Genomic DNA, 6,000 nt, shown 5'->3' with positions numbered 1-6,000 from the left:
ATACCACAGGTTTTTTATCTTGTCAAGACTTTTTTTCATTTTTTTATGATTTTTTTATCTTGCAGATTAGTTCCTGCCGCATCGACATTTATAACTATAACACCTACTTGTAGCTTTGTCAAATATTTTTTGTATTTTTTTATCTATTTATTTTTGCTTCTTTATATATGATTTTTTATCTCTATCTTTTTTCTATAATAAAAAACCCTCCTTAGGGAGGGCTTGCGTTTTTAGTCTTCTTCTGGCTCGTAGTTTACTATTGTTACCATTTTTCCATTCTTATCTTTTATTTTTCTGATTCTTTTATCAAATTCTAATCTTTTCATCCATATTATCTTATCACAACCAGTACATCTTAGCTTGATGTCTGCTCCTACTCTTTCGATTTGCCAGAGGTTTTCTCCACATGGATGACCCTTTTTTAGGGTTATTATGTCATCTACTTTATATTTTTTCATTTGTTTCACACCCCACTAAGCTGGCTTTTATTTCTCTTTTTTCCATTTCTAGCTTTATTAGCTCTCTTGCTTTTCTTGCTATAGCCCATTGACTGCCTGCTTTTACTACCGCTATCATTCTTACTTTGTATGAGAATTCATCAAAGCTGTTTATTTCAAAAAATTTAAATTCTTCTATGAAGTCTTTTTTGTATTCACTGTTTTTTAGTTCTTTTGATACTTGGTCTATTATTTCTTTAGCTACCCTTAAATCCGTATCATAAGATAGCCTAAAGGCTACATCTGATTTAGCTGGTCCTCTGTTGAAGTTTTGAACCTTTTCTATTTGTGAGTTTGGAATTATATGAATTGACCCGTTGAAGTCTCTTATCTTTGTTGTTCTAAGGTTTAACTCCTCAACTTCTCCTTCTGCACTTGCTGTTTGTATCCATTCTCCTACTCTTATCTTATCATCTAGGATTATGAAAGCTCCTTTGATGAAGTCGGTGATTATGGATTGAGATGCAAAGGCTATGGCAAGACCTCCGACTCCTGCTGTGGCTATTAGAGCTGAGGTGTTTACTCCTAAAGAATCTAATATTCCTATTAGCACTATAAATACTACTACGGTTTTTATTATAGAATAGAGGAGGTTGCCTGCTGTTTTTATCTTGGACTTATTTGCTATCTTTCCTGATCTATCGCTTTCTATTAGTTTGTCTATTAGCTTTCTTGCTATTTTTAAGAATACTAGCCCTATTACTATCATTATCAGGGTTGAAGCTAATTTTAAGATTAGCTGATTTTTTACCAACTCTGATATGAAAGGAGTTTTTTCTAGGGTATCTGCTATTTGCTCATTTGCTGTTTCTGTCAATTTCTTCTCCTAAGATTTTTTCTATTTCTCTAGCTAGATTTTGATGAAAATCACTTGCTAGATGGATTCCATCTAGGTAATGACCGTCAATTTGGCTTGCCCTTATATAGTAATCCGCCCTATGTGTTTTTTCTTCTAGGGCCTTTAGTTTTCTATTGACTCCTTCATAGAAGCTGAAGTTTTTTTCTTCTTCTATATAAGGAGGGCTTATTAGCATCGTTTTTCTTGCCTGAGATATATTTAGTATACTTTTTAGATTTTCTTCTACAAACTCCAGGCTTTTACCATTCATAAAATCATTGGTCCCACCAAATATTATAAGAAGGTCTTCTTTTTCTTTCAACTTCTGGTATCTCTTGTATCTGTTTAACATTTCTTCTGTTGTGGATCCATTTACCCCAAGGTTTTTAATATCAAAACCCGCCTTTTGTAAAAAGCGGGTGTATGATTTTTCTTCTACTAGATAGCCTTGGGTAAAAGAATCTCCTAATGCGATTATTTTCATTATTTGACCTTTTTTAAGACTAGGGCTGTTCTTGATGGTATATAAATTTTTATTCCATCATAGTCTGTGCCCGGAAGTTTTTCTGTTGTATATGTTACATCGTGGCTTATTCTACCAAAACCACCAAATCTAAATTCGTCAGAGTCCATTAGAACCTTGAATTCTCCTATATCGTGGATTGGTAGGTGGAAAGATTCATAGGAATCTGTTGGATGGAAGTTAAATAGGTAGACTAGGTCTCCATTTCTGAAGGCTATTATCTTTCTATCGTTGTCTAACCATAGCCTGTAGGTTGTTTTTCCTAGTTGATGGTATTCTTTTACAAATTCTATCATAGCCCTATCAAATTCGTTTAGGTATTGGTATTTTAGATAGTCTGCATCGGCTAAGGACCACATACGGCGTGCGTAATGATAGGAAAAGCCGTTTCCTTCTCTTGGGAAGTCTATCCATTCTGGATGACCAAATTCATTGCCCATGAAATTTAGGTAACCATCTGTTCCCATTGATATAGTTATCCATCTTATCATCTTGTGGAGGGCTATGGCCCTGTCGATAATTAGGTTGTGGCTGTCTTTTGACATGGAATCGTACATTTCCTTATCTGCTAGCCTGAAGATGGTTGTTTTTGAACCTACTAGGGCCTGGTCGTGACTTTCTACATAGCCAATTCTTTTTTCGTTTGGTCTGTGGGTTGTAAGTTCGTACCACATATTGGATAGGTTCCAGTCGTAGTCATTTTTATCTAGGGCTTTTTCCCAAAAATCTGGCATGCCCATGGCTAGTCTATAATCAAAACCTATGCCGCCCTGGCTTACTGGCAAGCACATACCTGGCATACCTGACATATCTTCTGCTATGGTTATAGCATTTGGTTTGATTTCTCTAATTAATTCATTGGCCATTTGCAAATAATTTAAGGCATCTATGTCTGTATTCATTGAGAAATATTTGCCATAATTGTCAAAGGCCTCACCCCTACCATGATCTCTGTAGATCATGGAGGTGACCCCATCGAACCTAAAACCATCAAAGTGGTATTCTTCTAGCCAATATTTGACATTTGATAGAAGGAAGTGGTTGACTCCTGCCTTGTGATAGTCAAAAAGCTTAGAATCCCAGTCTGGGTGATTACCTTCTCCGCCTGCATGGAAGAATTGATAGTCGGTACCGTCAAATTCGTTGATTCCTTCGGCTGTATTTTTGACTGAATGAGAATGAACTAGGTCCATTATCACATTTAGACCCATTTGGTGGGCTGTGTTTATCAAACTCTTTAGGTCGTTATTTTCCCCATACCAAGAAGATGGTGCAAAGAAATTTGAGACTTGATAGCCAAATGATCCATAATATGGATGTTCGGCTATAGCCATAAGTTGAACTGTGTCATAGCCTGCTTTTTGTATTCTTGGCAAGATATATTTTTCAAATTCTTTGTAGGATGATACCTTGCCTTCTTCACCTGCCATTCCTATGTGGGCTTCGTAGATTAATGGATTGTCTTTTTTTATTTCAAAATCTTGGTCTGTCCACTCAAATTCTTTTCTAGGATTTTCCAAAATCATTGCATAGTCAAAGTCTTCGTTTCTTTCAACTCTTCTTGCATAAAGTGGTATTCTTTCTGATAGTCTACCATTTGCATCGACTAGGACTTTTATCCTTGATTTGTGTGGTATTGTCCTGATTCCTTCGACAAAGATTTCCCAATCTTCGTCATTTATTTTGTGGAGAGGATGGGAGTGCTTGTCCCATCCATTGAAATCTCCTATTAGGTAAAGACCGTCAGCATTTGGTGCCCACTCTCTATATATCCAGCCTCCTTTTACCTTATGAAAGCCGTAGTAATTATGGGCATTGGCAAAATCTTTAAGTGATTTGCCATCTGCTAAAAACCTATTTTTTTGCTCTTGTAATCGATCCATCCTTAGATTAATATCATTTTCATAATCACTCAAATAAGGGTCAATATCGAGTATTTCCCATCTTGCCATAGTATTTCCTCTTAGTCTTTCTTGTAATTTTCTATTACTTTTTGGGTTATTTCTTTTGGAACTTCTTCATACCTTACAAAGTCCATTGAGAAGCTTCCTCTTGCTGATGTTTGGCTTCTTAGGTCTATTGCATAGGTTAGAACTTCTGATAGTGGTGCTTCTGCTTTGATTATTTGGCTACCATCTTCTTGTGGTTCCATTCCTAAGATTCTTCCACGTCTCTTGTTCATATCTCCCATTACATCACCCATGTTGGCATCTGGAACATTGATTTCAAGAGCCATTACAGGTTCTAATAGGATTGGGTCTGCTTCTTCTATACCTTTTTTGAAGGCTATTCTTGCTGCAGTTTTGAAGGCTTGTTCGTTAGAATCTACTGGGTGGTAAGAACCATCATAAAGGGTTGCCTTTACTCCTGTTACCTTAAAGCCTGCTAGTGGGCCTTCTAGTAGAGATTCTTCTAGACCTTTTTCTACAGCTGGGAAGTAGTTTTTAGGTACTGCTCCACCGAATACTTCTTCATCAAAGACAAAGTCTTCTTCTGTTGGTTCAAATCTGATAAATACATCACCATATTGACCTGCACCACCGGATTGTTTTTTGTGTTTACCTTGAACATCTGATTTGCCCTTGATTGTTTCTCTATAAGGGATTCTATATTCTACTATTTCAGTATTTACAGAATAATTATCTTTTAGCTTATCCATTATTACTTCAAGCTGAACATTGCCAAGACCTGATAGGACTTGTTGGCTTGTTTCTCTATTCATCTCGTTGCCAAAGCTTGGATCTTCTTCAGCTAGTTTTTGAAGAGCTTCAGAAATCTTATCCTCATCTGCACGGCTTACAGCCTTGATTGCGTAGAATAGGACTGGTTTTGGATATTTAACTTGTTTGTAAAGGATTTTGTTTTCTTTAGTGCAAAGTGTATCGCCAGTAGAAGTTGCTTCTAGTTTAGCAAAGGCTCCTATATCACCAGCTACGACCTTATCTGTTTTTATTTGTTCATTTCCTCTTAGGTAGAAGAGTGAAGCTATCTTTTCATCTCTATCTTTACTTGCATTATAAAGCTTGTCATCTTTTGAAATTGAACCTGATAGGACTTTAAAGATTGAAATCTTTCCTAAGAATGGGTCTGCTAGGGTCTTAAATACTACTGCAGAGAATGGCGCATCTTCTTTTGCTTCAAAAGCCTCATAACCATCTGCCACCCTAAAACCTATATTTGCAGCTTCATCATCGATTGCTGGCATGTATTTGATTATGCAGTCAAGTAGGCTTGTTAGGCCAATCATTTTTTCTGTAGAACCAGCTATAAGTGGAACTACTTTACCATTTAGGATTGCCTTTGATAGACCTTCTCTAATTTCTGCTTCTGAGAATTCTTCTCCTTCAAAGAATTTTTCCATTAGGGCATCATCACTTTCAGCTACAGCTTCTATGACTTGGTTGTAAACTTCTTCAACCTCTGCCATTCTTATTTCTGGGATTTCAGCTTCTGCCTTTTCATCATTGTGATAGGTGTAGGCTTTTTTATCCATGACATCTATGATGCCTTCGTATTCATCGCCTTCGCCAAGCATTAGGGTTAGGGGAATGATATTTTTACCAAATTCTATATGAAGGTCACTTACAACCTTATTAAAATTAGCGTTTTCCTTATCAAGTTTGTTTACAAAAATAATGGAAGGTAAGTTAATTTTTTGAGTATATTTCCAATATTTCTCTGTACCAACTTCTATGCCCTTTTCACCATCTATTACAAAGAGAGCTGATTCTGCTGCCCTTAGAGCCTGCAATACTTCACCCTCAAAGTCAAAAAATCCTGGAGAATCTATGAAATTTAGTTTATAATCGTTGTATTCTATCGGAATAATTGATGTTTGTAGGGAAATATTTCTCTTTTTCTCTTGTTTTTCGTAGTCTGAAACTGTATTTCCAGATTCTACTTTTCCCTTTTTATCGATAACACCAGTTTTAAATAAAAGGGATTCAGTAAGTGAAGTTTTACCGGCTCCCGAATGCCCTACCAAGGCGAGATTCCTGATCTTAGATGTATTATAGTTTTTCATATATTGCTCCTTCTTGGACTTGTTGTTAATTTTGTGTCCATTTTTATTTTTATACTATAATTATATAATAACTTGCAATAAATTTCTACCCTTTTAAGAAAATGTTTTCACTTTATTG

5 protein-coding genes are annotated in these 6,000 nt (G+C 36.0%); all 5 read right to left on the bottom strand.

Features of this window, described 5'->3' with window-relative positions; translation table 11 throughout:
• Positions 1 to 230 precede the first annotated feature (230 nt).
• The 5 genes from RRB46_RS07980 to fusA are packed head-to-tail and all read right to left on the bottom strand — an operon-like array spanning position 231 to position 5,882.
• Positions 231 to 458: a DUF951 domain-containing protein gene (locus RRB46_RS07980; protein ID WP_311538126.1), complete on the bottom strand. Its 228-nt coding sequence runs from the start codon at positions 456 to 458 to the stop codon at positions 231 to 233.
• Positions 445 to 1,314 carry a mechanosensitive ion channel family protein gene (locus tag RRB46_RS07975; RefSeq protein ID WP_297689065.1) on the bottom strand — a complete coding sequence of 290 codons (870 nt, stop codon included), beginning with the start codon at positions 1,312 to 1,314 and terminating at the stop codon, positions 445 to 447. Before RRB46_RS07975 ends, RRB46_RS07980 begins: the two co-directional genes overlap by 14 nt.
• The gene (locus RRB46_RS07970) at positions 1,295 to 1,819 is read right to left on the bottom strand and encodes a GDSL-type esterase/lipase family protein (protein ID WP_311538125.1); all 525 of its coding nucleotides are present in this window, start codon (positions 1,817 to 1,819) and stop codon (positions 1,295 to 1,297) included. The genes RRB46_RS07975 and RRB46_RS07970 overlap by 20 nt, the downstream gene beginning before the upstream one ends.
• Positions 1,819 to 3,810, bottom strand: a complete 1,992-nt coding sequence (locus tag RRB46_RS07965) for an alpha-amylase family glycosyl hydrolase (protein WP_311538124.1) — start codon at positions 3,808 to 3,810, stop codon at positions 1,819 to 1,821. The genes RRB46_RS07970 and RRB46_RS07965 overlap by 1 nt, the downstream gene beginning before the upstream one ends.
• An 11-nt stretch (positions 3,811 to 3,821) precedes the next feature.
• Positions 3,822 to 5,882, bottom strand: coding sequence for an elongation factor G (gene fusA, locus RRB46_RS07960; protein WP_311538123.1), 2,061 nt, complete (start codon positions 5,880 to 5,882; stop codon positions 3,822 to 3,824).
• Positions 5,883 to 6,000 lie beyond the last annotated feature (118 nt).

This window comes from uncultured Anaerococcus sp. (genome assembly GCF_963512375.1).
Lineage (GTDB): Bacteria > Bacillota > Clostridia > Tissierellales > Peptoniphilaceae > Anaerococcus.
This window is presented reverse-complemented; position numbering and strand designations above follow the sequence as displayed.

Excerpts from the sequence above, each read along its gene's own strand:
- RRB46_RS07980 (WP_311538126.1), bottom strand. The coding sequence starts at position 458 with ATGAAAAAATATAAAGTAGATGACATAATAACCCTAAAAAAGGGTCAT.
- RRB46_RS07970 (WP_311538125.1), bottom strand. The coding sequence starts at position 1,819 with ATGAAAATAATCGCATTAGGAGATTCTTTTACCCAAGGCTATCTAGTA.
- RRB46_RS07965 (WP_311538124.1), bottom strand. The coding sequence starts at position 3,810 with ATGGCAAGATGGGAAATACTCGATATTGACCCTTATTTGAGTGATTAT.
- fusA (WP_311538123.1), bottom strand. The coding sequence starts at position 5,882 with ATGAAAAACTATAATACATCTAAGATCAGGAATCTCGCCTTGGTAGGG.